The sequence below is a fragment of the Actinoplanes sp. NPDC026619 genome (assembly GCF_040638295.1).
Classification (GTDB): Bacteria; Actinomycetota; Actinomycetes; order Mycobacteriales; family Micromonosporaceae; genus Actinoplanes.
Genome location: NZ_JBEZYA010000013.1, coordinates 135,453 through 158,647, shown reverse-complemented (window position 1 = coordinate 158,647; position 23,195 = coordinate 135,453). Strand labels below are relative to the sequence as shown.

At 71.3% G+C, this 23,195-nt stretch carries 25 protein-coding genes; 14 read left to right on the top strand and 11 right to left on the bottom strand.

Annotated features, from left to right (window positions below; translation table 11 throughout):
* Positions 1 to 7 precede the first annotated feature (7 nt).
* On the top strand, positions 8 to 1,414 hold the full coding sequence (gltX, locus tag AB0E90_RS26995) for a glutamate--tRNA ligase (protein ID WP_360411309.1): 1,407 nt from the start codon (positions 8 to 10) through the stop codon (positions 1,412 to 1,414).
* Positions 1,415 to 1,808: 394 nt separating this feature from the next.
* A complete protein-coding gene (locus AB0E90_RS26990; RefSeq protein WP_360411306.1) occupies positions 1,809 to 2,447 on the top strand; it encodes a hypothetical protein in 639 nt (212 codons plus the stop codon).
* 12 nt (positions 2,448 to 2,459) lie between these two features.
* Here AB0E90_RS26990 and AB0E90_RS26985 read toward each other — a convergent pair whose 3' ends face one another.
* From AB0E90_RS26985 to AB0E90_RS26970, 4 genes are all read right to left on the bottom strand, one after another.
* Positions 2,460 to 3,239, bottom strand: a complete 780-nt coding sequence (locus tag AB0E90_RS26985) for a hypothetical protein (protein WP_360411303.1) — start codon at positions 3,237 to 3,239, stop codon at positions 2,460 to 2,462.
* The gene (locus AB0E90_RS26980) at positions 3,236 to 3,712 is read right to left on the bottom strand and encodes a sigma factor-like helix-turn-helix DNA-binding protein (RefSeq protein WP_360411300.1); all 477 of its coding nucleotides are present in this window, start codon (positions 3,710 to 3,712) and stop codon (positions 3,236 to 3,238) included. Before AB0E90_RS26980 ends, AB0E90_RS26985 begins: the two co-directional genes overlap by 4 nt.
* A gap of 46 nt (positions 3,713 to 3,758) precedes the next feature.
* Positions 3,759 to 4,313 (bottom strand): TetR/AcrR family transcriptional regulator, encoded by a 555-nt coding sequence (locus AB0E90_RS26975; RefSeq protein WP_360411297.1) that lies wholly within the window; start codon positions 4,311 to 4,313, stop codon positions 3,759 to 3,761.
* A gap of 102 nt (positions 4,314 to 4,415) precedes the next feature.
* The gene (locus tag AB0E90_RS26970; RefSeq protein ID WP_360411699.1) at positions 4,416 to 4,670 is read right to left on the bottom strand and encodes a hypothetical protein; all 255 of its coding nucleotides are present in this window, start codon (positions 4,668 to 4,670) and stop codon (positions 4,416 to 4,418) included.
* A gap of 253 nt (positions 4,671 to 4,923) precedes the next feature.
* Here AB0E90_RS26970 and AB0E90_RS26965 point away from each other — a divergent pair, with 253 nt between their 5' ends.
* From AB0E90_RS26965 to fabF, 5 genes are all read left to right on the top strand, one after another.
* A complete protein-coding gene (locus AB0E90_RS26965; protein ID WP_360411294.1) occupies positions 4,924 to 6,117 on the top strand; it encodes a helix-turn-helix domain-containing protein in 1,194 nt (397 codons plus the stop codon).
* A 143-nt stretch (positions 6,118 to 6,260) separates the two neighbouring features.
* Complete coding sequence (locus AB0E90_RS26960; protein WP_360411291.1) at positions 6,261 to 7,205, top strand: ACP S-malonyltransferase; 945 nt, start codon at positions 6,261 to 6,263, stop codon at positions 7,203 to 7,205.
* A complete protein-coding gene (locus AB0E90_RS26955; protein WP_360411288.1) occupies positions 7,202 to 8,155 on the top strand; it encodes a beta-ketoacyl-ACP synthase III in 954 nt (317 codons plus the stop codon). Before AB0E90_RS26960 ends, AB0E90_RS26955 begins: the two co-directional genes overlap by 4 nt.
* Before the next feature lie 56 nt (positions 8,156 to 8,211).
* The gene (locus AB0E90_RS26950) at positions 8,212 to 8,454 is read left to right on the top strand and encodes an acyl carrier protein (RefSeq protein ID WP_020516670.1); all 243 of its coding nucleotides are present in this window, start codon (positions 8,212 to 8,214) and stop codon (positions 8,452 to 8,454) included.
* A gap of 1 nt (position 8,455) precedes the next feature.
* Positions 8,456 to 9,682 carry a beta-ketoacyl-ACP synthase II gene (gene fabF / locus AB0E90_RS26945; protein WP_360411284.1) on the top strand — a complete coding sequence of 409 codons (1,227 nt, stop codon included), beginning with the start codon at positions 8,456 to 8,458 and terminating at the stop codon, positions 9,680 to 9,682.
* A 55-nt stretch (positions 9,683 to 9,737) separates the two neighbouring features.
* On the opposite strand, the gene AB0E90_RS26940 is transcribed toward fabF, so the two are convergent.
* The 3 genes from AB0E90_RS26940 to AB0E90_RS26930 form a co-directional block, all read right to left on the bottom strand.
* On the bottom strand, positions 9,738 to 10,736 hold the full coding sequence (locus AB0E90_RS26940) for a hypothetical protein (RefSeq protein WP_360411281.1): 999 nt from the start codon (positions 10,734 to 10,736) through the stop codon (positions 9,738 to 9,740).
* A gap of 222 nt (positions 10,737 to 10,958) precedes the next feature.
* On the bottom strand, positions 10,959 to 12,698 hold the full coding sequence (locus AB0E90_RS26935; RefSeq protein WP_360411278.1) for a glycoside hydrolase family 3 N-terminal domain-containing protein: 1,740 nt from the start codon (positions 12,696 to 12,698) through the stop codon (positions 10,959 to 10,961).
* 113 nt (positions 12,699 to 12,811) lie between these two features.
* On the bottom strand, positions 12,812 to 13,303 hold the full coding sequence (locus AB0E90_RS26930; RefSeq protein WP_360411275.1) for a DUF3145 domain-containing protein: 492 nt from the start codon (positions 13,301 to 13,303) through the stop codon (positions 12,812 to 12,814).
* A 233-nt stretch (positions 13,304 to 13,536) separates the two neighbouring features.
* Here AB0E90_RS26930 and AB0E90_RS26925 point away from each other — a divergent pair, with 233 nt between their 5' ends.
* A complete protein-coding gene (locus AB0E90_RS26925) occupies positions 13,537 to 13,866 on the top strand; it encodes a hypothetical protein (protein ID WP_360411272.1) in 330 nt (109 codons plus the stop codon).
* 378 nt (positions 13,867 to 14,244) lie between these two features.
* Here AB0E90_RS26925 and AB0E90_RS26920 read toward each other — a convergent pair whose 3' ends face one another.
* A complete protein-coding gene (locus AB0E90_RS26920; RefSeq protein WP_360411269.1) occupies positions 14,245 to 14,865 on the bottom strand; it encodes a carbonic anhydrase in 621 nt (206 codons plus the stop codon).
* Between the two features lie 169 nt (positions 14,866 to 15,034).
* Between AB0E90_RS26920 and AB0E90_RS26915 the strand changes: the two genes are divergently transcribed.
* Complete coding sequence (locus tag AB0E90_RS26915; protein WP_360411266.1) at positions 15,035 to 15,964, top strand: alpha/beta hydrolase; 930 nt, start codon at positions 15,035 to 15,037, stop codon at positions 15,962 to 15,964.
* Here AB0E90_RS26915 and AB0E90_RS26910 read toward each other — a convergent pair.
* Together AB0E90_RS26910 and AB0E90_RS26905 are read right to left on the bottom strand one after the other, a co-directional pair.
* Complete coding sequence (locus tag AB0E90_RS26910) at positions 15,961 to 16,413, bottom strand: SRPBCC domain-containing protein (RefSeq protein WP_360411263.1); 453 nt, start codon at positions 16,411 to 16,413, stop codon at positions 15,961 to 15,963. The two genes, AB0E90_RS26915 and AB0E90_RS26910, sit on opposite strands and share 4 nt — an antisense overlap.
* Positions 16,410 to 16,733 (bottom strand): metalloregulator ArsR/SmtB family transcription factor, encoded by a 324-nt coding sequence (locus tag AB0E90_RS26905; RefSeq protein ID WP_360411260.1) that lies wholly within the window; start codon positions 16,731 to 16,733, stop codon positions 16,410 to 16,412. Before AB0E90_RS26905 ends, AB0E90_RS26910 begins: the two co-directional genes overlap by 4 nt.
* Positions 16,734 to 16,840: 107 nt before the next feature.
* Here AB0E90_RS26905 and AB0E90_RS26900 point away from each other — a divergent pair, with 107 nt between their 5' ends.
* Positions 16,841 to 18,976: an AAA family ATPase gene (locus tag AB0E90_RS26900; protein ID WP_360411257.1), complete on the top strand. Its 2,136-nt coding sequence runs from the start codon at positions 16,841 to 16,843 to the stop codon at positions 18,974 to 18,976.
* Here AB0E90_RS26900 and AB0E90_RS26895 read toward each other — a convergent pair.
* A complete protein-coding gene (locus tag AB0E90_RS26895; protein WP_360411254.1) occupies positions 18,957 to 19,865 on the bottom strand; it encodes a superoxide dismutase in 909 nt (302 codons plus the stop codon). The genes AB0E90_RS26900 and AB0E90_RS26895 overlap by 20 nt on opposite strands.
* Positions 19,866 to 20,000: 135 nt before the next feature.
* Here AB0E90_RS26895 and AB0E90_RS26890 point away from each other — a divergent pair, with 135 nt between their 5' ends.
* The 4 genes from AB0E90_RS26890 (at position 20,001) to AB0E90_RS26875 (ending at position 23,194) form a co-directional block, all read left to right on the top strand.
* On the top strand, positions 20,001 to 20,915 hold the full coding sequence (locus AB0E90_RS26890) for a cation diffusion facilitator family transporter (RefSeq protein WP_360411251.1): 915 nt from the start codon (positions 20,001 to 20,003) through the stop codon (positions 20,913 to 20,915).
* Between the two features lie 132 nt (positions 20,916 to 21,047).
* Positions 21,048 to 21,359 (top strand): hypothetical protein, encoded by a 312-nt coding sequence (locus tag AB0E90_RS26885; RefSeq protein ID WP_360411248.1) that lies wholly within the window; start codon positions 21,048 to 21,050, stop codon positions 21,357 to 21,359.
* A 63-nt stretch (positions 21,360 to 21,422) separates the two neighbouring features.
* Positions 21,423 to 22,355, top strand: coding sequence for a PfkB family carbohydrate kinase (locus AB0E90_RS26880; protein WP_360411245.1), 933 nt, complete (start codon positions 21,423 to 21,425; stop codon positions 22,353 to 22,355).
* Positions 22,352 to 23,194, top strand: coding sequence for a 5'/3'-nucleotidase SurE (locus AB0E90_RS26875; RefSeq protein WP_360411242.1), 843 nt, complete (start codon positions 22,352 to 22,354; stop codon positions 23,192 to 23,194). The genes AB0E90_RS26880 and AB0E90_RS26875 overlap by 4 nt, the downstream gene beginning before the upstream one ends.
* Position 23,195: the final 1 nt, after the last annotated feature.

Here is a 23,195-nt window from a genome sequence, read left to right as displayed (position 1 = left end):
TGGTCGGGTGACTGTTCGCGTACGTTTCGCCCCGTCCCCGACCGGCATGTTCCACGTCGGCGGCGCCCGCTCGGCGCTGCAGAACTGGATCTATGCCCAGCAGCACGAGGGTGTCTTCGTGCTCCGCATCGAGGACACCGACGCCGCCCGGAATCGTCCGGAGTGGACCGAAGGCATCATCGCCGCGCTCGACTGGATCGGCATCGAGCGGGGGACGTACGAGGGTCCCTACTACCAGTCGTCCTACGCCGCCGACCACACCGCCGCCGCGACCCGCCTCTACGGCGAGGGCAAGGCCTACTACTGCGGGTGCAAGCGTGAGGACGTCATCGCCCGCACCGGCAACCAGCACTCCGGCTACGACGGCTTCTGCCGCGACAAGGACCTCGGCCCGGGTGATGGCCGCGCGCTGCGCTTCCGCACCCCCGACGAGGGCGAGACCGTGGTGGAGGACCTGGTCCGAGGCAAGCCGACCTTCGAGAACAAGCTGATCGAAGACTTCGTCATCGCCCGCGGCGACGGCTCCCCGCTGTTCCTGCTGGCCAACGTCGTCGACGACATGACCATGGGGATCACCCACGTGTTCCGGGCCGAGGAGCACCTGCCCAACACGCCCAAGCAGCAGTTGCTGTGGGAGGCGCTGGGGCACACCCCGCCGATCTGGGGGCACGTCCCGGTCATCGTCAACGAGAAGCGGCAGAAGCTGTCCAAGCGCCGCGACAAGGTCGCCCTGGAGTCGTACCGCGACGAGGGCTACCTCGCCGCGGCCATGCGCAACTACCTGATGCTGCTCGGCTGGGCGCCGTCCGGCGACCGGGAGATCGTGCCCTGGTCGGTGATCGAGGACGAATACCGCATCGAGGAGGTCAACCACGCGCCGGCGTTCTTCGACGTGAAGAAGCTGCGGGCGTTCAACGGCGACTACATCCGCGCGCTCGCGCCCGACGAGTTCGCGGCGTGCTGCGCGCCGTGGCTGCAGGGCACCGACACGATCCCGGCTCCGCCGTGGCAGCCGGGCGCCTTCGACCTGCAGGTCTTCACGGCGGTCGCACCGCTCGCGCAGACCCGCATCGCGGTGCTCTCCGAGATCGTGGAATATGTGGACTTCCTCTTCCTCGACGAGCCGATCCGCGACGAGGCGTCCTGGGCCAAGGCGATGAAGGGTGACGCCGCCGAGATCCTGGACGCGACCGTCGCCGCGTTCGAGGCACTCGAGACGTGGTCGGCCGAGCCGCTGAAGGCCGCGCTCGAGGAGGTCGGCCTGGCCCGCGAGCTCAAGCTGGGCAAGACCCAGGCGCCGGTCCGGGTCGCGGTCACCGGGCGCACGGTGGGCCTCCCGCTCTTCGAATCGATCGAGGTGCTGGGTCGCGAGCGCACGCTGCATCGCTTGCGCGCCGCGCGGGCGACGCTTTAACCCATCGGGGTGTACGCGGTGTGCCGAACCGATCGGCGCACCGCGTATCAAACTTTTCCGTTTTATCGCATTCGCCGCGCAAACCGTTAACGCTTCCCGTCGTTCCGGTAACGAATACCGCTCCGCGGGTGACCGAGCACGTCCGTGCTTGCGCTCTCTGGGTACTATTCGGCCGCTGATCACGGCCGTTGTCGTCACGTCGGTCCATCCCCAGATGGTTCCAATTCGTCCGGCTCGAGATGCGTCCGGGCGAAAGTCCGGGAAGGCTGAGGGTGCTTCGGCCGAGCCGCGATCCACCGTCGCGGCCGCCGAGTGCGCAGCCATGTCCACCACGGGGCGGGGAGGCCGGACGATGGTTCGAGGGGCACTGAGTCATGGGGTATTGGCGAGGTTGATGACGGGGGCCGGGGCACTTGCTGTCGCCGCCGCGCTCTCGCTGGGCGTCGCGCCGGCCGCGCACGCCGCACCCAAACCTGCCCCCAAGCCGACCAGTGTCCAGATCATCGGGAAGGACATCGACGGCACGCTGATCGTCGATCCGACCGACGGCACCCGGCTGTTCGACACCCTGCTCGCCGAGGTCAACTGGATGGCCACGGCCACACCGCAGACCACCGCGCCGAAGGCCGACAAGCTCGGCCCGAAATACACCGTGACCGTCATGGTCAAGACGGCGCCGCAGGCGGTCTACGAGCTTTACCCGATGGCGGCCGGCGGCCCGCGGGCACACCGCCCGGCCAAGCAGCCGGTGATCAACAAGTCGATCACCGACGGCTGGTTCTACGGCCGGCTCACCATGTCCGAGACGCTGCGCGTGTCCGGCGTGCCGCTGACGGCCAAACCGGACGTGCTGCCCGGCGGCATCGGCGGTGGCATCGGCGAGAACCTCGACACCGGCGACCTCGACCCGGTCGCGGGGGTCAACCAGTTCTTCGGCCAGATGCGCCGGCTGCTGCTGCTCAACGGCGCGGTCCTGGTGGTCATCATCTTCGGCCTGGGCGGCATCGCCTTCTTGATCCGCCGCAAGGTCTGACCCAGGGCAGACCTAGTCGACCGGCACCGGCAGGCGGAACGCCGGGCAGGCGGCCGATGACGGCTCGGCGCAGCTCTCGTCCGCGCCGAACGCGTCGAACAGCCGCTCGTCGGTGCCGATCTTCTCGATCTGCTCGCCGGTCAGCGCCGGCTTGCCCGTGGTGGCGTCGTCGGAGCCGCGCTCGCCGGTGGCCATCACGGCCAGCGTGCGACCGTCGCTGATCCGCCGGGCGATCGTCTGATGCACCTGCCAGTCCGGGTCGTGATCGTCGTCGTAACGGACGTACTCGATGCCGGCCGGGGCCCATTCGGTGCGGGCGCACTTGTTCGGCTTGCCGAGCACCGGGAAGCACGGGTCCTTGCCGACCTGATAGACGGCGAGCTCGAGGGTGCCGCGCGGGGTGCCGTCCGTCCCGGTGACCGAGTACTGCCGCCAGCCGTTGCCCCGTTCCGGCGGCCGCGGGTAGATGTGCATCTTCTTGCCGTCCACCACCGGCGCGAGCAGGGCCAGCACCGGGTCGGCGATGGCCGACGGCACCGGCACCGGGCTGCGGGTGGTGGCCGCCGCCGAGGGCTGCGCCGCCGGCCGGCTGTGGTCCGGCAGCAGCGTCGTGGTGAGCAGGAAGCCGGTGGCGGCGATCGCGACCACCGCGGCGGCGCCGGCCGCGAGCAGCGTCCGGTTGCGCCGGCGGCGGATCCGGGTGGCGTCGCGGAAGACCTTGTCGACCTCGTCGCCCAGGTCCGGCTCGCCCTCGAGCACGTGCTCGAGAAGCCGGGTCAGCGGCATACTCATGCGGTCAGCGCCGCCTCGGAGTCGGTCAGCAGCTTCTGCAGGGCGGCCAGGCCGGCCCGCTCGTAGGCGGAGACCCGCTCGTCGTCGAGGTCGAGCATGGCGCCCACCGCGTCCAGCTCGAAGCCGTCCCAGTGGCGCAGCACCAGCACGGCACGGCAGCGCGGGGCGAGCTTGTGCAGGGCGTCGAGCAGCAGGATGGACTCGGCCGCGACGCCCTCGGCGCCGGCGGCGGCCACGAAGACGTGCTCCCGGCGGCGGTTGCGGCGACGGCAGGCTTCCATCAGATCGGAGTACGCGTAGACGTCCGGGTCGGCGACCGCGCCGCGGCGGCTGTCCGCCACTACCCGGGCCAGTGTGGCCCGGGTCAGCTCGGTGGCGAGCTCCCAGTCACCACACATCAGGAACGCCGACCGGCGCAGGTGCGGCAGGCGGCTGGTCACGAATTCGCGCAAACCATCGTCGTCGCCGGACATAGACCCTTTATAGGTAAATATGTCTCGGGAAGTGCCGGAACGTCGATCATGCCGCTCGAACGGTGACCTCCACGAGGCGTACGAGATCAAGCAGGTCCGCCTCGAACTCCCGGTCCCCCGCCTCCCGCCCGGATGCGGCCGGCAGGCCGCCGGTCACCTCGCCGGTGGCGTAGCCCAGCAGGAAGGCGCAGATCATCCGGGCCATCCGGGGCACCCGGTCGTCCGGCACCCCGGCGTCGTGCAGGATGCCACGCAATGCGGCGGTGAGCCAGGACGCCGACGCGCCCGCGGCCGAGCGGTTGAGCATCAGCGGGAAGGCGCCCGGATGCGCGAACGCCAACTGCCGGACGGCCCGCCCGAGCGCCCCCAGCCGGGTCCGCCAGTCCGGGTCGGCCGCTCCGCCCACCACCGAGCCCAACTCCTGGTGCAGCAGATCGACCAGCCCGTCGAGCAGCGCGTCCTTGCCACCCACGTACGGATAGAGCGCCATCGACGTGAGCCCGACCCGCTCGGCCACCGCCCGCATCGACATGGCGGCCAGCCCGCGCTCGTCGACCAGCGCGAGTGCCTGGTCCAGGATCAGCCGTCTCTTGTCGTCCACACCTCACCGTGTCGGTCCGGCGGGTCCGGTGGGCCGAGCCGCGCCCGGTCGTCCGCCCCGCTCACCCGGTCGGGTGAGCGGTTCGGCGCCGGCGGCTGAGCCTCAGCACCAGCGGCCGGGCGGCCGCCCGCGACGGCCCGCGGCCCGGCGGCGTGGCCGCACCGCGCCGTGCAGATGGGCTCCGGCCCAGCCATGCAGTTCGGTGCGACAGCCCATCCGGCTCGATCCCGGCTCCGGCTCGACGGCCGGTGTTGCCATCGGCGGTGCTTCTTCGAGCGCGGGATCGATGTCGGCGCGCAGCGGCCCGTCTTCCCGTTCCGTCATCTCGCCTCCCCCATCCTTCACGCGGTGTCCCATCGGCTGCCCGGTGGCCGGCATTACGGTCTCGCCGGGTGAACCGGGCCATGCTAGTGCGACAGAGTGCCAGGTCACCGACCGAAATCGCGGGAGTGGCGCACCGCTATCCCGACAAAAAACCCAAATCGTCATAAACCACGCAGGCATTGCGCCCATATGCCTTGTGACCTGCACTCATGCAACTTGCAGGGCGGAACCGGACAGAGCCGCTCCAACACGTAACGTCGGGACCCGGCGTGGCACGCTGTGTGGCGTGGCAGACAGCCCGCGGCCGGCCGGAACCGCGAAACCCCCGCTCGCCGCGACGCTGCGCCGTGTCGAGCGCAACGCCGGCGACCTCGCGAGCTCGGCCGTCGCCCGGATGGACGAGACCCTCCCGTGGTTCCGCGCGCTCCCGGCCGACCAGCGGTCGTGGGTCATGCTCGTCGCCCAGGCCGGCGTCCGCTCCCTGGTCGAGTGGCTGCGCTCGGGCGGAACGGTGGCCACCAGCCAGGAGATCTCCGACGAGGTGTTCGCGGCCGCGCCCCGCGCGCTGGCCCGAGCGATCACGCTGACCCAGACCGTCCAGCTGATCAAGGTGACCATCGACGTGGCCGAGGCCGAGGTCGGCCATCTGGCCGCGGCCGGTGAGGAGGAGGCGCTGCTGCAGGCCATCCTCAAATTCTCCCGGGAGATCGCGTTCTCCGCTGCCCGGGTCTATGCCAGGGCGGCCGAGTCGCGCGGCGCCTGGGACGCCCGGCTGCAGGCCATGCTGGTCGACGCCCTGCTGCGGGGCGACTCCTCCGATGTGCTGGCCAGCCGGGCCGCCGCGCTGGGCTGGGCCGACGCGCCCCCGGTCGCGGTCGTGGTGGGCCGCTCCCCCGGCGGCGAGATCACCTCGGTGCTGCACGGTGTCTACCGGGCCGCGCGCCGGGCCCGGCTCGAGGTGATCGGCGGCGTGCACGGCGACCGGCTGGTCGTGGTCGTCGGCGGGGTGACCGACCTGGCCGCGAGCGCGGCCGCACTGGCGCCCAGCTTCGGCGACGGCCCGATCGTGGTCGGCCCGGCCGTGCCGTCGCTCGACCAGGCCACCGAGTCGGCCCGCGCGGCGCTGGCCGGTTTCCGGGCCGCACCGGCCTGGCCCGGCGCGCCCAACCCGGTCGCCGCCGACGACCTGCTGCCCGAGCGGGTCCTGGCCGGCGACCTGACCGCCCGGCGCATGCTGCGGCACGACGTCTACGGCGCGCTGTCGCGGGCCGGCGGCGGGCTGCTCGAGACGCTGGACGCGTTCTTCGCCGCCGGCGGGGTGCTGGAGAGCTCCGCCCGCGAGCTGTACGTACACCCCAACACCGTCCGTTACCGGCTCAAACGGGTCGCCGAGGTGACCGGGCTGTCGCCGCTGGACGGCCGGGACGCGTTCGGGCTGCGGCTGGCCATGACGATCGGGCGGCTGGATCCTGCGACCTAAATCACCGCTAAGGAAACCTGCGGCGAGCACCCACAAATAGGGCGTAACCGGGTGCCGTTTGTAGGAATCCTCCAACAGTGATCGTAGGGTTTGGTGGCCGCCGTCAACCGCGGTTGGCCCTCGGATCCGGAAGAGTCAAGACCGTGCTCGCCCTACTTTCGCCCGGCCAGGGCTCCCAGAAGCCCGGCTTCCTGAGCCCCTGGCTCGCGCTCCCCGGGGCCGACACCCGTCTGCGCTGGTGGTCCGCCCTCGCCGGGGTCGATCTGCTCCATCTCGGCACCGAGGCCGGCGCCGACGAGATCAAGGACACCGCCCGCACCCAGCCGCTGCTGGTCGCGGCCGCCCTGCTCGCCGCCGAGCACCTGCCGCCGGCCGGGGTCGACCTGGTCGCCGGGCACAGCGTCGGCGAGCTCGGCGCCGCGTCGATCGCCGGCGTGCTGCCGGCCGAGGCCGCCATCGCGCTGGCCGGGGTGCGCGGCCGGGAGATGGCCGCCGCCTGCGCCCTCGAGCCGACCGGGATGAGCGCCGTCCTCGGCGGCGACCCCGACGAGGTCCTGGCCGCCCTCGAGCGGTACGCGCTCCACCCGGCCAACCGCAACGGCGCCGGTCAGATCGTCGCGGCCGGCGCGCTGGACGCGCTCGCCAAGCTCGCGGCCGAGCCGCCGGCGAAGGCGCGGGTCATCACCCTGCAGGTGGCCGGCGCCTTCCATACGCCTTACATGGCGCCTGCGGAAACCGCGCTGGGTGCGATCGCCGGGGGCGCTACCGCGCACGATCCGGCCCGCATCCTGCTGTCCAACCTCGACGGCACCGCTGTCACGAACGGCGGCGAGATGGTGCAACGCCTGGTCCGCCAGGTCACCGCCCCGGTGCGCTGGGACCTGTGCATGCGCACGCTCAAGGACCTCGGCGTCACCGGCGTGATCGAGCTCCCGCCCGCCGGCACCCTGGCCGGCCTGGTCAAGCGGGAGCTCAAGGGCGACGGCGCGCCCGAGATCGTCACTCTGAACACCCCGGACGACCTGCCGGCCGCCCGTGACCTCATCGCCCGGCACGGCGGGCAGCAGACTCAAGGAGCAGCACGATGACCGCCGCGGGTTCCCGCATCGTCGCGATGGGCCACTACCAGCCCTCGCGCGTCGTCACGAACGACGATCTGGCCACCACCATCGACACCAACGACGCCTGGATCAAGGACCGGGTCGGCATCGCGGAGCGGCGCATCGCCGGGGCCGAGTCGGTTGCCGACATGGCCACGTACGCCGCCGAGAAGGCCCTCGCCAACTCCGGCCTGAGCGCCGCCGACATCGTCATGGTCGTGGTCGCCACCTGCACCTCGATCGACCGCTGCCCGAACGTCGCGACCCGGGTCGCGGCCCGGCTCGGCATCGCCGCCCCGGCCGCGTTCGACCTGAACACCGCGTGCTCCGGCTTCTCCTACGCGGTCGGCACCGCGGACCACGCGATCCGGGCCGGCGCGGCGCGCAACGCCCTGGTGATCGGGGCCGAGAAGCTCTCCGACGTCACCGACTGGACCGACCGCAAGACCGCCGTGCTCTTCGGCGACGCGGCCGGCGCCGCGGTGATGACCGGGGTCGCCGACGGCGAGGAGCCGGGCGTCGGCCCGGTGCTGTGGGGCTCGGCGCCGGACAAGGGCGACGTCCTGAAGATCGAGGGCTGGCAGCCGTACATCCAGCAGGAGGGCCAGATCGTCTTCCGCTGGGCGACCACCGCGCTCGCCCCGTTCGCCCGCGAGGCCTGCGAGAAGGCCGGGGTCGACGTCTCCGAGCTCGCCGCGTTCGTCCCGCACCAGGCCAACGGCCGGATCATCGACGGCATCGTCAAGCGCCTCGGCCTCGGCCCGAACGTGGTCGTCCCGAAGGACCTGGCCGTCTCCGGCAACACCTCCGCGGCAAGCATCCCGCTGGCCCTGTCCAAGCTGGTCGAGCGCCGGGAGGTGCCCGCGGGCGCCCCGGTGCTGCTGTTCGGCTTCGGCGGCGGCCTCACCTACGCCGGCCAGGTCATCCGCTGCCCGTGACGGGCGGCTTCACCCGGTCGGAGCACCTCCCCAACAGTTGAGAGGAAATTCCCAAAATGGCAACTCGCGAAGAGATCACCTCGGGCCTCGCCGAGATCCTCGAGGAGGTCGCCGGGGTGAACCCGGACGACGTCGCCGAGGAGAAGTCCTTCACCGACGACCTGGACGTCGACTCGCTCTCCATGGTCGAGGTCGTCGTGGCCGCCGAGGAGAAGTTCGGCGTCAAGATCCCCGACAACGAGGTGCAGAACCTGAAGACCGTCGGCGACGCCGTCTCCTACATCGAGGCGAATCACTGACATGAGCAACGTAGACGTCGTCGTCACCGGGCTCGGCGCGACCACCCCGTTGGGCGGGGACGTCGCGTCCACCTGGGACGCCATGCTCGCCGGCCGCTCCGGGGTGGGTCCGCTCGCCCAGGAGTGGGCTGTGCAACTGCCGGTCCGCATCGCCGCCGAACTCGCCGTCGAGCCCTCCGAGGTTCTCGAGCGGGTGCGGCTGCGCCGCCTGGACCGCTCCGAGGCGATCGCGCTGATCGCCGCGAAGCAGGCCTGGACCGACTCCGGCCTGGAGGGCGCCGGGCTTGACCCGGAACGCCTCGCGGTCAGCTTCGGCAGCGGAATAGGGGGTGCCCAGACCCTGCTCAACCAGGACGACATCCTGGAGGCCTCCGGGCCGCGCAAGGTCAGCCCGCACACCGTGCCGATGCTGATGCCGAACGGGCCGGCCGCCTGGATCGGCATCGACTTCGGCGCACAGGCCGGCGTGCACGCCATGGCCAGTGCCTGCGCCACCGGCGCCGAGGCCCTCGCGCTGGGTCTCGACATCATCCGCTCCGGCCGGGCCGACGTGGTCATCGCCGGCGGCACCGAGGCGGTCATCCACCCGCTGCCGTTCGCCGGTTTCGCCGCCATGCGGGCCATGTCCACCCGCAACGACGAGCCGGAGAAGGCGTCCCGGCCGTGGGACAAGAACCGGGACGGCTTCGTCTTCGGCGAGGGCGCCGGCGCGGTCATCCTGGAGCGCGCCGACCACGCGGCGGCCCGCGGCGCCCGGGTCTACGCCCGGCTCGCCGGCGCCGGCATCACGTCGGACGGGTTCGACATCGTCCAGCCCGACCCGGAGTGCAAGGGCGGCATCCGCGCGATGGGCAAGGCGATCAAGGACGCAGGTCTGACCGGCGCCGACATCGCCCACGTCAACGCGCACGCCACCTCGACCCCGGCCGGCGACATGGGCGAGATCATCGGCATCCGCACCGCGGTCGGCAGCCACCCGGTGATCACCTCGACCAAGTCGATGTCCGGTCACCTGCTGGGCGCGGCCGGCGCGGTCGAGTCGATCGCCGCCATCCTCGCCATCCGGGACAGCGTGGTTCCCCCCACGATCAACCTGGACGACCCCGACGAGCGGCTGGACCTCGACGTGGCGGCGCACAAGGCCCGCCCGCTGGAGATCCACGCAGCGATGAACAACTCGTTCGGCTTCGGCGGTCACAACGTCGCCCTGGTCTTCACCCGGGTCTAGGCAGCACAGCGAGGAACGCCCGGGACCTGGTCCCGGGCGTTCCGTCGTTTCCGGCTCAGTTGGTGAAGGTCACGACCAGCTTCGAGTCCTTGACCGTGACGTTCCCGTACACATAGATCTGGTCGTTGTCCGCCTCGTGCTTCTTCGCGCCGAAGAAGTCGCGGTAGTCGGCCTCGTAGTGGGCCACCCCGCTGCCCGAGAAGCGGGCGCTGGCCGACTCGCTCGTCAGGACCGAGCTGACCTCGACCTTCGGGTAGGTCGGCATGGTCCACCGCACGGACGGCTTCTCGCCGGGGAGGAAGGCGCGGAACGGGCAGCCGGGAGGCGCGTCGGACGTGCTCTTCATGCAGCCGTCGAGCTTCGCGCGGACCTGCTTGTCGACCTCCGCCTGCACGCCCGGGGCGAGCTCACGGCTGAAGATGCTGGCCGACGCGTACGACCCGCCCGCCTGGTCGGCCATCACGTCGACCTCGGCGAGCAGGGCGTTTCCGGCCGCCTTGACCTGGTAGGAGCCCGGGAAAACGGTCAGCGTCTCGCCGGCCGCGGGCACCGCCACGCCGTTGACGGTGAGCCCCTGCACCCCCGGGGTGACCCGCAGCGCGGTGAACGCCTCGAGCACCACGTATTTGCCGTCGATCTGGCGAATCGTGACGATCATGTTCACGTCCTTGCCGTTCGCCACGTAGGCGGCCACGGCCCGCCACGACTTGGCGCCGGACAATGCGCGGGCCTTGCTGATCGTGACCGCGCTGGGACGGCGGGCCGGATCGGTCAGCGCGGCCGAGGTGAGCAGCGGATTGTCCTTGGCCGCGCCGGTCCCCTCGTAGGTGTGGCGCAGCGCCTTCTCGGCGTCGCCGTCGGCCAGGGCCGCGAAATACTCCTTGACGGCCGAGTCGGGGCCGTCGCGGCCGATGCCGAGCGCCACCACGAGGACCGCGATGAAGCCCGCGCCGAGGAGCACGACGAGGGTGACGCCGAGCGCGATGAGCCGGCCGGTGCCGAGGGCCAGCAGGCCGCGCCGCTTCGGCGGCTGGGGCGGAGGGGGCGGCTGCATGCCGAATCCCGGCGGAGGGTACTGGCCGACCGGCTGCGGGGGCATCGGCAGGGCGCCGCATCGCGGACAGGCCGGGGCGCCGGGCGGCACCGTGTTGCCGCATTGGAAACACATGCCCCCGACGGGCGTGCTGGTATCACTCACTTGAGCCGTTCCCCCGTGTGCCTTATATCGAAGATGCGGCACAGTATGGCCATTACCGCCCCGGGGGCGCGACCCCGGTCAGGGGCAGGCGGTCCGGGGCAGCCCCGCCACCGCGACCGGCGACCGGCCGGGGGCTTTCGTCTTGCCGGCGATGACCGAGGCCAGGGCGGCCAGCGACAGCTGACTGGACGAGTACGTGGCGACCAGCACCGGCGACTTCGCCGCGGCCAGCAGGTACGGCGTGTCCATCCCGACCGTCACCGCCGCCGCCGGGTCCAGGTCGATGCTCTGGTCCCCGTACCCGACCAGGTGGATGACCTTGCCGCCGGCCGCCTGCACGGTCACGCCGGCGGCCTGAAGGGCCTTCACCAGCGTCACCCGCGCCGTCTCCCGGCCGTCGGCCGCGGTGACCGTGACCGGCCCGCTGACCAGTGGTCCGGTGCACGGCCCCTGGAGGAGGGTGATCGACGCGGCGTCCAGTGCCGCCACCGACTGCTGGTGGGCCACCGAGTTGACCGTGCCCAGGTCCGGCTGCCGGTTCTGCGCGGTGCGGAACTTCAGGGTCAGGATGCGGGTGACCGCCTCGACCAGGCGTTCCCGCTTCAGCGATCCGCTCTTCAGGCCGGCCAGGATGCCGTCCCGGGCGGCGGCGATGTCCGGCGGCATCAGCAGCATGTCGTTGCCCGCGTTCAGGGCCCGCACCGCGGCGTCGCCGGCCGGCCACGTCATGGCGGGTGGCATGTTCATCGCGTCGCTGATCGCGACGCCGGTGAACTTCAGGCTCCCGCGCAGCAGGTCCGTCATGATCTTGTGGGAGAAGGTGGCCGGCACGCCCTTGTCCACCGCCTGCACGTCCAGGTGGCCGGACATCACCACGCCCGCGCCCGCCGCCACTCCTGCCCGGAACGGCGGCAGGTCCTGCGCGGCCAGTTGCGCGGCGGTCTGCGTGATCACTGGCAGGCCCGCGTGGCTGTCCCCGCTGGTGTGCCCGTGCCCCGGGAAGTGCTTCACGCCGGCCGCCACCCCGCCCGCCCGCAGGCCGCGCACCGCGGCCGCGACCTGACCGCCGTTCGCCGCCGGGTCGCCGCCGAACGAGCGGGAGCCGATCACCGTGTTGGCCGGCGGCCCGAGCGTGTCGGCGACCGGGGCGAAGTCGACCGTGATGCCCATGGCGGCCAGTTCCTCGCCGGCCGCGCGCCAGGCGTCCTCGGTGAGCGGTGACTGGCCGGCCGCGCCCACCCCCATCGCCGACGGCAGCATGGTGACGCCGTCGGTGACCCGGGTGACCACGCCGTACTCCTGGTCGGTGCCGATCATCAGCGGGGCGCCGCCGGGCAGCTGCTTCGCGGCCGCCTGCAGCCCGTCGGTGAGCCGGCGGACCTGCTGCGGGTTCTCCACGTTGGTCGCCGGGTTGGTGGAGCCGGTCGGGTCCTGCGGGGCGAAGCTGACCAGGATCAGGCCGCCCAGGTGGAACTTCGCGACCATCTGCGCGGGAGTGTCCACGCCGGCCAGCCCCTGGTTGCCGGCCGCGGAGGACTTGTCCACGATGGTCGCCTCGCTGCCGTACGCGTACGGCATGAGGACCTGACCGGCCAGATCGGAGTCGCTCATCGCGGCGATCGCGGTGGTGGCGAGGGCCGCGGGGTCGGCGCTCGCGGACGCGCTCGGCACGGACGCCGGCGCCGCCGGGACGGAGACGGCGTCGGCCGCGCCGGTCGGCACGGTGGCCGGTTCGTCCTTCTTGCCACTGCACGACGCCGAGGCCAGCAGCAACGGCACGACCAGGGCGAAACGCAGGATCGTCTTCACGTCTGCCATCTCAGCAGCCGGATCCGCGACGCGCAAATCGCGGGTCTTTATCCGAATTAATCACGAGTGTCGGTTTTTCTGGGCGCAGGCAACAGCTACGCCGGGCGCGGCGCGGAAAGGTGTCAGCCGACCCGGGTCAGCAGGGTGACCGGCGCGCCGTCGCCTGCGTACCGGTACGGCTCCAGCTCGGCGTCCCACGCCGAGCCGAGCGCCTTTTCCAGGGCATGAGCAAGAGCCTCCGGCGCCCGCGCGGAGGCCATGATGGCGCGCAGCCGGTCCTCGCCCATCTGGATGTCCCCCGAAGCGCCCATGATCCCGTGGAAGAGTCCGCGGCCCGGCACGTGCATGAAGCGCTCGCCGTCCAAGCCGGGGCTCGGTTCCTCGGTTACTTCAAAACGGATCATGGGCCACTGCCGGAGGGCAGCAGCGAGCTCGGCGCCGGTCCCAGCCCGTCCGGTCCAGCTGCACTCGGCCCGTCGCATGCCGGGATCAACCGGCTGCACGGTCCAGTGCAGGTTGACCGGCGCGGTCAGGACGCGCGCGATCGCCCACTCGACGTGCTGGCACACGGCGAGTGGGGTCGAGTGGACGTATACGACGCCACACGTTGGCACGGTGACCTCCCGGAGACCGAGGTGCGTCTTCCCCTACGACCTCGACCGCGGTTGATCGTGTCCCATGATGCCGGTTGGTACGGATGGTGCGCCAGGGAATCGGCAACATCGACATCGGAACTGCCGTAGTGGCACACCCTGCCCAACGGCCGGACCAGCTCCGACGGCACGGTCCCAGGTGAATCGTGTAGTGTTGCCACGGCCATTTTTCTGCTTTCTCAAGGAGCTCCGCCGTGGCGAGCAACACCTCGAAGACCGCCCGCGCATCAGTCCGCGCCGGCCAGAGCACCGGTGGCGCCCTGAGCGTGCTCGGTGAGTACAAGTACCTCATCCCGCTCGCCAACGGCCGATTTGCCTACGTGCGCAATCTGACCAACGGCAAGACCGCCCACCTCAAGACCGACTCCGAGGCGTTCGTCGAGGAGGTCCGCATCCTCACCGCCGCCGGGCACGGCGCCAAGATCCGCGCCGAGCTGGAGGCCCTCGAGGCCGCCAACCCGCAGCACGGCTGGAGTGCCACCGAGAAGCGCCTGGCCGACGCCGGCGTCTTCGAGACCGCCTGACATTCCGTCAAAGGCGCCTCCCCACCTGGGGAGGCGCCTTTTTCGCGCCTGCTGATCATCTTCCCTAGGAGATCGTCAAGGCACGATCACCCCCAAAACACCCATAAAGTACGCGGGTGGCATCGGTCCCGGCCGCACAGCGCCGGCCCGCTGCAGGCCAAGGCCGCAGCGCGCCTTTCGCGTGAGACGAGCGCCGGCCCTGCCGCCCAGCGGAGAAGCCACCCTGCGGATACGCCTTTGGGTGTGGGGTGACCCGGCGCCTCGCGCGAAAGGCGCGCTGCGGCCGGTGACGCGCCTGGCTCGCGCTGTGCGGGCGGGGCCGGGCAACGCCGTATCCTCCGAAGAAGAACAAGTGGCAGCCAGCCGGCGGCGGGCCGCTCAGGGCAGGAGTTCCACCAGGCCGGTGTCCAGGTCGTAGACCGCGCCGACGATGTCCGCCCGGCCTGCGGCGATCTGATCGGTCACTCCGGTGATGTCGCGCATGCGACGCACCGTTCGGGTGACGTGGGCCCGCATCGCCTGCTCGGCCGCGTCCGGGGTATCCGCGCCCACCTGGAGCACCGCCGGGGTGAGCTGTTCCACCAGGTAGCCGATGTCGCCCTCGGGGTGCTCGTTGTTGCGGACCGCGTCGACCGCGGCCTGCACCGCGCCGCAGCGCTTGTGGCCCAGCACCATGATCAACGGAACGCCGAGCTTGGCCACCGCGAAGCCGACGGAGCCCAGGACCGCGCGGTCGACGACGTGACCGCCGGAGCGGACCACGCAGATCTCGCCGAACGTCTGGTCGAAGATCGCCTCGAGCGGGACGCGGGAGTCGATGCAGCCGACCACGACGGCATGCGGCTTCTGGTCGCCGGAGGCCGAGGCGGCCGAGGCGACCTGATGGCCGTGCTCGGGGTGGCCGCCGACGAAGCGCTTGTTGCCCGCGACCAGCTCGGCCAGGGCTTCCGCGGCGGTGCTGATCGGCGGGATGGGGGGTGCCGACGAGTCGGTCGTCATGAAGGGATTCTCGCTGAGATCGGGCAAGTGAGCAGGGAGTGCGAGACAACTCACGTTCCGCTGGCAAACCTTCCCAGAAATCAGTTCGTAACACTGGCGGTCGGACTGATCGCGAGTGATGCTTATTACCCGTGGGTACAACGGGGCCGTGAGACTTGCGGAGGTGCCCATGTCCGAGCGGTCGCAACTGACTCTCGATGACGGTGTGACGCTGAGCGTGGAGTGCTGGGGTCCGGCAGATGCCCAGGTCACCGTGGTCCTCCTGCACGGCTGGTGTCTCGACCGGCGCACCTGGCACCACCAGATCGAAGCTCTGCGCACGATGCGGCCGGAGCCGCGGATCGTCGCCTACGACACGCGCGGCCACGGGCGCTCCGGATCGACCCGGCTCAAGTCGGCCACGCTCACCCAGCTGGGCGAGGATCTCGCCGAGGTGCTGCGGCGGGTCGCCCCGGAGGGGCCGGTCGTGCTGGCCGGGCACTCGATGGGCGGAATGACGATCATGGAGTTCGCCCACAAGTTCCCCGACGAGTTCGCCGCCCGGGTGGCCGGGCTGCTGTTCGTGTCGACTACCGCCGAGGGGCACACGCACACCCGTTACGGCCTGCCGCCGCGGCTGGCCCTGCTCATGCGGGCCGGCGAGACGCTCGGCGCGGGCCTGCTGGCCCGCTCCGGGGCCTGGCGGCCGCATCGAGCGGTGCTGCCGGCCCTGCGGCCGGCGCTGCGGTGGTTGCTCTTCGGCGACGACTTCGAGGATGCCGCGCTGCAGGTCACGATCAAGAGCGTCGGCCGTACGACGTTGCGCTCGATCGGCGGTTTCCGCGCCTCGATCGGCGAGCAGCAGCGCCTCGACACCCTGGCCCGGCTCGGTGACGTGCCGGCCGCGGTGCTGGTGGGCGACCGCGACCGGCTCACCCCGCCACCGTGCGCGGAGGGGATCGCCGACGCGCTGCCCGGCACCGAGCTGACCGTCTACCCGGGCGCCGGGCACATGCTGCCGCTGGAGCGGCAGGGCGAGGTGTCCGCGGTTCTCTCCGACATCGTGGCCCGGGCACAGGTGAGCAAGCGCCGCCGGCGCCGCCTCCGGAAAGCCGCCTAGAGCGATGTGGCCAGGGCGTCCATCAGGGCCTCGGTGCCCTGCCGGCGCTGCGCGGAGTTGTCCAGCCCGTCCAGATAGACGCCCTGCTCGGTGACGGCGAAGTCGGTGCCGCCGGCCGCTCCCGCGCGCACCTCGACGGTGACGACCGAAACCGAGATACGCTCACCGTTCATCGTCATCTCGTAGGTGTAGACGATGCGCTCCCCCGGCACGATGTCGGTGTAGGTGGCGTAGAAGCCGAACCGGGTCCCGTCGTCGAACACCGACACCACGCTTTCCCGGCCGCCCTCGCGGAAGTCGAACGCCTCGTCCTCCTTCTTCCCGGCCGGCGAGCCGAACCACTTGGCCTTGGCGTCCGGGTCGGCGAATGCGGTGAAGACTCGTTCCGGCGCCGCGCCGAAGTGCCGGTCGATCCGGAACGTGTCATGGATTGCCGTCCTGTTTGTCATGATTCGCCCTCTTCTAGGAGTGTTTCGAGACGATCGAGGCGTGCCGTCCAGCCGGCCCGGCGGTCGGCGATCCACTGCTCGGCCTGCTGCAGCGCGGCCGGCTCGAGGCGGCAGGTGCGCACCCGGCCGGCTTTCTCCGAGCGCACCAGGCCGCTCTCCTCCAGCACCCGCAGGTGTTGCAGGACGGCCGGCAGCGACATGGTCAGCGGCTCGGCGAGCTGCTTGACCGTGGCGGGGCCGCGGCTGAGCCGGTCGACCATCGTGCGGCGGCTGCCGTCGGAGAGGGCCGCGAACATGAGGTCGAGCTGATGGTTAAGCACCTGGTTAAGTATTCATAGCGGCACCCGGCTGTCAAGGACCTAGTTCCGGGGAGTAAGTTCGATTGCCCCCCTTTTTTCGGGGCCGCGAAAAAGGGAGATCCACGAACTTGAGCGACCCCACCGTCCTCCAGCAAGAAATCGCGGTCGAGCAGCGGCACGTGGACCGGGTCTACGCCCGGCTGATCGACCTGCGCCGGGACGCCTCGCGTGCTGAGAAGGAGGGCTACAAGCTGGCCGGCGTCGGCACGTTCGGCGCCCTCGTCGAGCGCGACGCGATGGTCTTCCACGCGGCCCGCCGCCGGCACGCCCTCGACACCGAGTACGAGGGCCTGGTCTTCGGGCGCCTCGACCTGGCCACCGGCGCGACCCACTACGTCGGCCGGATGGGCATCCGCGACGACAACTCGACGCCCCTGGTGGTCGACTGGCGGGCCCCCGCGGCCGCCGCGTTCTACCGGGCCACCCCGGCCGAGCCACTCGGCGTGGTGCGCCGCCGGATGATCCAGTCCAGCCGGGAGACGGTCACCGGGATCGAGGACGACCTGCTCGACCCGGCGGCGGCGCCCGAGGGCATGCAGATCGTCGGCGACGGCGCGCTGCTGGCCAGCCTCTCCAAGGCGACCGGCCACGGCATGCGCGACATCGTCGCCACCATCCAGCGCGAGCAGGACGACGCGATCCGCTCCCCGGCCGGCGGGGTGACGATCGTGACCGGCGGCCCGGGCACCGGCAAGACAGCCGTGGCTTTGCACCGGGCGGCCTACCTGCTCTACGCCGACCGCAGCCGGTTCGCCGGCGGCGGCATCCTGGTGGTCGGCCCGTCCGGCGTCTTCGTGGAATACATCGCGACCGTGCTGCCGTCGCTCGGCGAGGACACCGCGACGCTGCGCTCGCTCGGCACGCTGGTGCCCGGCTACGCCGCCACCCGGGTCGACTCCGGGCCGGTCGCCGCGATCAAGGGCTCGCTGCGCATCCGGCGGGTGCTCGAGCGGGCGTCGCACGACGCGGTCCCGGACGGCCCGGCCGAGCTGCGCATGCTCTACCGGGGCACGCTGCTGCGGCTGAACGCGAACGAGCTGGAACAGATCCGCCGCAAGGCGCTGCCGCGCGGCGCCCGCCGCAACGAGGTGCGTGGCCACGGCTTCGACCGGCTGTTCGACGCCCTCTGGACCCAGGTCCGCCAGCAGAAGTTGAGCGGCCTGCCGGAGAAGCGCGAGTTCGAGGCCGAGCTGGCCGACCGCAACGACTTCCGGGAATTCCTCAAGGCGTGGTGGCCGCGGTTCACCCCGATGCGGGTGCTGCGCTGGATGGCCGACCCGGCCCGGCTGCGCGGCTATGCCGACGGGATCCTGTCCCGCGCCGAGATCGGGCTCCTGGAGGGCTCGTTCGCCCTGCTCGACTCCCAGGGGCCGACGATCGCCGACGTGGCGCTGCTCGACGAGCTGGACGAGCTGATGGGCCGCCCCCGCAAGCCGCAGCAGAAGTCGAAGAACCCGTTCCACGTGCGGGACGGCGTCCAGGAGGTCAGCACGTTCGCCGACCGCCAGTCGGCGGGCCGGCAGGTGCAGCGCGAGGAGGACTACCGCGACTACGCGCACGTGGTGGTCGACGAGTCGCAGGACGTGTCGCCGATGCAGTGGCGGATGATCGGCCGCCGCGGGCAGTACGCGTCCTGGACGATCGTGGGCGACCCGGCACAGACCGCGTGGTCGGGCGACCCGGAGGAGCTGGACCGGTCCCGCGACCGGGCGCTCGGCTCGCGCCGGCGCAACAGCTACTCGCTGACCACCAACTACCGGAACTCGTCGGAGATCTTCGCGGTCGCCGCCGAGGTGATCCGCGTGATCATGCCGGACCTGCCGCTGCCGTCGGCCGTGCGCAGCACCGGCGTCGATCCGGTCGACCTGGTGACCACCCCGGCCGGCCTGCCCGACCTGGTGCGGGAGCTGACCGAGAAGCAACTCACCGAGGTCGACGGGACGATCGGCGTGATCACGCCGGTGCCGCGCCGGGACGAGATGGCCGGCTGGCTCACCGGCCTGCCGGAGCGGGTCCAGGTGGTCACGGCGCTGGAGGCCAAGGGCATGGAGTACGACTCGGTCGTGCTGGTGGAGCCGGCCGCGCTCACCAAGGACGCGGCCGGCATCCGCACGCTCTACGTCGCCCTGTCCCGGGCCACCCAGCGCCTGACCACCGTCGGCACGGTTTCGCGCTGGATTCCCGCTAAGAGACCGGGACGCTGACCGCGTTGTAGGTGGTGGTCGGCTCGGCCGGCGTGGTGAAGCGGGCGTTGGGCAGGAAGAGCCGGCTGCCGTACTCGGCGATGGTGGTCGGGACGTCGAAGGACGGGTCGGTCGTCCTCACCACGAGGCGGCCGGCCGATCCATCCCGGTTGAGGCGGATCTTTGCGATCAAATTCAGCCGATTCTGTACGACGTAGAGGTCGCGGCCGCGCAGCCACAGCCCGTCGCCGTTGGGCACCAGCTCGCCACCGAGGTCGACCTCGGTGGTGACGCCGCCGTAGGTCGTCCGGAACAGCTTGCCGGTGTTCGACTGCACCACGATCAGGGCGCGGCCGTCCGGGGTGGCGGCGATGCCGTTGGCGTTGTTACCGGTGGCGTAGGCGATCTCCCCGGTCAGCGGCACTCCGACGGCCTCGGCGGGCAGTGTGCCGCGCGTCAGCGGCAGCTTGAACAGCACCGGGTTGGTCGAGTCGGTGAACCAGGCGGCGCCACCGGTGAGCACGACGTCGTTGATGAACGACGGCACGGTCTGCAGGGTGTACGACTTCAGCACGGCCCCGGAACGGGTGTCGATCACCCGGGCGTTGCCTCCGGAGCCACCGGAGACGAACAGCCGGTTCTTCTCGTCGATCTTGAGGCCGAGCGACGGCGTGCCCGGCCCCTGGCTGAGCACGCTGCCCTTGCCGGTCTTCAGGCTGACCCGGTAGATGTCGCCGTCGAGGCGGGAGCCGAAGTAGGCGTACGGGCTGTCGCCGATCGCGATGCCCTCGGGCTGGAAGCCGTCGGGCAGCGAAAGGGTCCGGACGGGGGAATGTGCCTCGGCCGGCGTCGCGCCGAGGGTCACGGCCATCAGGGTGGAGATGACAATCGCGAGAGTACGTCTGGACACTGATGTTCCTTTCCAGGCGGCTTTGAGTTGTCGTTGATTGCATACCTCGGTATCGCCGAACCGGTTCGGCTTGCACATATAGCGATGTACGCATACATTGGCCGGAGCGCAGGGCGCGGACGGAGGGTGGAAGGCATGGGTGCCGGGCACGACCACGGGACGCAGGCGCTGCACGCCGGCGAGAAGCATCGCGCCCGCCTCTGGTGGGCGGCCGCCATGCTGGCCGCGTTCATGCTGGTCGAGGCGGTCGCCGCGCTCCTGACCGGCTCGCTGGCCCTGCTGTCCGACGCCGGCCACATGTTCACCGACGTGCTCGGCATCGCGATGGCGCTCGCCGCGATCACCGCGGCCGGCCGGGCCGGCACCGACTCGCACCGCACGTTCGGGCTCTACCGCCTCGAGGTGCTCGCCGCCCTGGCCAACGCCGCCCTGCTCACCATCGTGGCCGGGTTCGTGCTGGTGCAGGCGGTGCGCCGGTTCACCGACCCGCCCGACGTGCCGGCCGGCTCGATGCTGGTGGTGGCGATCGGCGGCCTGGTGATCAACGTGATCGCGTTCGGCCTGCTGCGGTCGGGCGCCAAGGAGAGCATCAACATTCGCGGCGCCTACCTCGAGGTGGTCGGCGACCTGCTCGGCTCGGTCGGGGTCATCATCGCCGCCGCGATCATCGGCCTGACCGGCTGGTCGTACGCGGACCCGATCGTCGCCGTGGTCGTCGCCCTGATGATCCTTCCGCGCACCTTCGCGCTGGGCCGCTCGGCCGTGCGGATCCTGGTCCAGGCCGCCCCCGAGCACCTGGACATCACCGCGGTGCGGGCCCGCCTGGCCGACGTGCCCGGCGTCTGCGACGTCCACGACCTGCACGTCTGGACGCTGACCTCGGGCATGGAGGTGGCCTCCGCACACCTCTCCCTGGAACCCGCGGCCGAGCTGGCGGCGGTGCTCGACACGGCCCGCGAGGCGCTGCACGACGACTTCCACATCGAGCACGCGACGCTGCAGGTGGAGCCGGTCGGCAGCAGCGGCCGGTGCACCCCCGCCGGTTGGTAAAAGATCAGGGTGGCGATCATCACACCCCAGGGGGCAGGATCGTCACACCGGTCACCGCGTGTGCCAACCACCGTCCGATTCGCGGCGGTTTCTCTACGCTTGGTGGCCATGCCATCACGGAGGGACATCGCTATGAGTCAGACCGTCGTCCATGAGCCGAGAGTCGCCTGGGACGGCGCCCGGGCGTTCGTCCGGGCCGCGGGCAGCCCGCACTCGGAGACCTTCGCGGCCCGGGTGCTGAGCCGGCTCGGCAGCGAGGTCTACGGCCAGTTCGCCGACACCCGGCAGCGACTGCTGACGGCGCTGGTCGAGACCGGCGGCGACCGCTTCGCCAGCGACGTGGAGGCCGGCAAGTGGCGGGTGCGGCTGGAAGACCTGTTGCGCACCCACCCGGAGCTGACCGACGCGCTGCGTGAGCTGACCGATGAGGCCGTCAAGCTCTGAGATTTAATCGCTTTTGCGGGATTCGCCAGACTGGTGGGTCCGCAAAAGTAGACAATGTCGGACATGAGCGACGCTCGGGTCATGGTCTTCGCGCCGGCACCTCAACTCACTGTGACGATCGAGCAGCAGCACGATCAGCCCGAGCTGCACGTCCATCCCGGCGGCCAGGGCATCTGGCAGACCCGCATGATCACCTCGCTCGGCGCCGAGGTGATCCTCTGCGCGGCCGTCGGCGGCGAGGTCGGCCGGGTGCTCAAGCCGCTGCTCGACTTCAAGGGTGTCACCCTGCGCACGGTCCCCCGGGAGAGCGGCAGCGGGTGGTACGTCCACGACCGCCGGGACGGCCAGCGCCGATCGCTCGCCGAGATCGCCGGCGCCCCGTTCACCCGGCACGAGCTCGACGAGCTCTACAACCTCGCCCTGGCCGAAGGCCTGCGGGCCGGCATCGCCATCCTGAGCGGCCCCGCCCACCCCTCGGTCATCAAGCCTGAGGTCTACCAGCGGCTCGCCGCCGACCTGCGGGCGAACGGCGTCAAGGTGATCGCCGACCTGTGCGGCGACCATCTGAAGGCGGTGCTGTCGTCCGGCCTGTCCGTCGTCAAGGTCAGCCACGAGGAGCTGATCGCCGACGGGCTCTCCCCGGACGACTCCGAGAAGCACCTCACCGAGGCGCTGATCAAGCTGCACGACGACGGGGCCGAGTCGGCGCTCGTCTCGCGCGCCGACGCCGGCGCGCTCGCCCTGATCAACGAAGAGATCTACCGGGTCGGCACACCCAAGCTGACCCTCACCGACGGCCGCGGCGCCGGCGACTCGATGACCGCCGGCGTGGCCGCGGTGCTCGCCCGCGGCGGCGAGATGAGCGAGGCGGTCCGCACCGGGGCGGCCGCAGGCGCGTTGAACGTCACCCGGCACGGGCTCGGAACGGGACACCAGGACGCGGTCCAGGTGCTCACCGAGCGGGTCAAGCTCACCCCGATCAAGAAGGCACGATGACACGAATCCTGGTCACCAACGACGACGGCATCGACGCTCCCGGCCTGCGGTTTCTCGCACGGGCCGCCGCACGCGACGGCCACGACGTGGTCGTGGCCGCGCCGATCACCGAGTCGAGCGGCAGCAGCGCCTCGATGACCGCGATCGAGGAGCACGGCAAGATCATCCTGCACAAGCGGGAGCTAACCGGGGCCAAGCACATCCCGGCGTACGCGGTGGCCGCCTCTCCGGCGTACATCGTGCTGCTGGCGCTGCGCGAGGCGTTCGGCGAGCCGCCGGAGCTGGTCCTCTCCGGGATCAACCGGGGCGCCAACGCCGGGTCGGCGGTCGTGCACTCCGGCACGGTCGGCGCCACGCTCACGGCGTCGTACGCGGGTCTGCACGGCCTCGCCGTCTCGCTGGACGTGCTGAACCCGCGATCGGCCTCGTCGCGCAGTGGAGGCGCCGCGATGGACATCATCAGCGAGGCCGACGACGAGAAGCGGCACTGGAGCAGCGCCGCCGAGCTGGCCGCGCGGCTGATCCCGACACTGCTGCACACCCCGGCCGGCACGGTCTTCAACCTCAACGTGCCCGACCTGCACCTGGACGGGATCCGCGGGCTGCGCCGCGCGGCCCTCGCCCAGTTCGGCCAGGTGCAGATGCACATCGCCGAGGCCGGCGCCGACTTCGTGCGCACAGCGGTGCAGGCCGCCGACGACCTGCTCGAGCCGCAGACCGACCTGGCGGCGCTGGCCGAGCACTTCGCGGTGGTCACGCCGCTGCGCGCCCCGGTGGAGGCGGCGGACGTGCGGTTCAACCTGGAGACGGTGCAGGTGCAGTCACCGGCGCTGACGTAAC

What these genes read in the sequence shown, in the direction of transcription:
- AB0E90_RS26990 (WP_360411306.1), top strand. Translation starts at nt 1,809, where the DNA reads ATGACGGGGGCCGGGGCACTTGCTGTCGCCGCCGCGCTCTCGCTGGGC.
- AB0E90_RS26985 (WP_360411303.1), bottom strand. Translation starts at nt 3,239, where the DNA reads ATGAGTATGCCGCTGACCCGGCTTCTCGAGCACGTGCTCGAGGGCGAG.
- AB0E90_RS26980 (WP_360411300.1), bottom strand. Translation starts at nt 3,712, where the DNA reads ATGTCCGGCGACGACGATGGTTTGCGCGAATTCGTGACCAGCCGCCTG.
- AB0E90_RS26970 (WP_360411699.1), bottom strand. Translation starts at nt 4,670, where the DNA reads ATGGGACACCGCGTGAAGGATGGGGGAGGCGAGATGACGGAACGGGAA.
- AB0E90_RS26955 (WP_360411288.1), top strand. Translation starts at nt 7,202, where the DNA reads ATGACCGCCGCGGGTTCCCGCATCGTCGCGATGGGCCACTACCAGCCC.
- AB0E90_RS26950 (WP_020516670.1), top strand. Translation starts at nt 8,212, where the DNA reads ATGGCAACTCGCGAAGAGATCACCTCGGGCCTCGCCGAGATCCTCGAG.
- fabF (WP_360411284.1), top strand. Translation starts at nt 8,456, where the DNA reads ATGAGCAACGTAGACGTCGTCGTCACCGGGCTCGGCGCGACCACCCCG.
- AB0E90_RS26940 (WP_360411281.1), bottom strand. Translation starts at nt 10,736, where the DNA reads ATGCAGCCGCCCCCTCCGCCCCAGCCGCCGAAGCGGCGCGGCCTGCTG.
- AB0E90_RS26935 (WP_360411278.1), bottom strand. Translation starts at nt 12,698, where the DNA reads ATGGCAGACGTGAAGACGATCCTGCGTTTCGCCCTGGTCGTGCCGTTG.
- AB0E90_RS26920 (WP_360411269.1), bottom strand. Translation starts at nt 14,865, where the DNA reads ATGACGACCGACTCGTCGGCACCCCCCATCCCGCCGATCAGCACCGCC.
- AB0E90_RS26915 (WP_360411266.1), top strand. Translation starts at nt 15,035, where the DNA reads ATGTCCGAGCGGTCGCAACTGACTCTCGATGACGGTGTGACGCTGAGC.
- AB0E90_RS26910 (WP_360411263.1), bottom strand. Translation starts at nt 16,413, where the DNA reads ATGACAAACAGGACGGCAATCCATGACACGTTCCGGATCGACCGGCAC.
- AB0E90_RS26890 (WP_360411251.1), top strand. Translation starts at nt 20,001, where the DNA reads ATGGGTGCCGGGCACGACCACGGGACGCAGGCGCTGCACGCCGGCGAG.
- AB0E90_RS26885 (WP_360411248.1), top strand. Translation starts at nt 21,048, where the DNA reads ATGAGTCAGACCGTCGTCCATGAGCCGAGAGTCGCCTGGGACGGCGCC.
- AB0E90_RS26880 (WP_360411245.1), top strand. Translation starts at nt 21,423, where the DNA reads ATGAGCGACGCTCGGGTCATGGTCTTCGCGCCGGCACCTCAACTCACT.
- AB0E90_RS26875 (WP_360411242.1), top strand. Translation starts at nt 22,352, where the DNA reads ATGACACGAATCCTGGTCACCAACGACGACGGCATCGACGCTCCCGGC.